1 protein-coding gene is annotated in these 474 nt (G+C 52.7%); it reads left to right on the forward strand.

Annotated features, from left to right (window positions below; all coding sequences use genetic code 11):
• Nucleotides 1–474: hypothetical protein (locus M3629_RS28045; RefSeq protein WP_251512172.1), on the forward strand; the 474-nt coding region annotated here is incomplete at both ends.

A 474-nucleotide genomic window follows, 5' to 3' on the forward strand; every position in this document is an offset into this window, starting at 1 on the left:
GTCTCAGCTTAAACTGGGGACAGGAACTGGCTTTCGGCGGCGTGCCGACCATGCCAACCTCCTTCACCGTGCGGGCGACCGACCCTCGGGGATTGTATGCCGATTTGACCAGTACACTCCAGTTTGCGCCTGAACCCGTCTCCCATGCGATAGTGGATGCGACTGGGACACGGACACAAGTGGACTTAAATGCCTTCTTCCGGGATCGGGATAACGATCCGTTAACGTTTGAATTAAACGGAACCAGTCATGCGGCGAATGTGCGGATTGAGGACGGCCTGCTAACGTATAGCGGCACCATCCTTGCACCGGTTCGCATGGGAATCACTGCCACCGATCCGCAAGGTTGGTCGGCTTATAATGTAGTGGAAATTCAAGGGGAAAATGTTGCGCCTCTTACCGTCAGTTCCCCTGTCCTGACGTTTGATCCGAATAAAAATAGATTCTATCCGAATGTTTGGAATATTGCAGACT

Origin of the sequence: Paenibacillus polysaccharolyticus (genome assembly GCF_023714295.1) — a bacterium.
Classification (GTDB): Bacteria; Bacillota; Bacilli; order Paenibacillales; family Paenibacillaceae; genus Paenibacillus; species Paenibacillus polysaccharolyticus_A.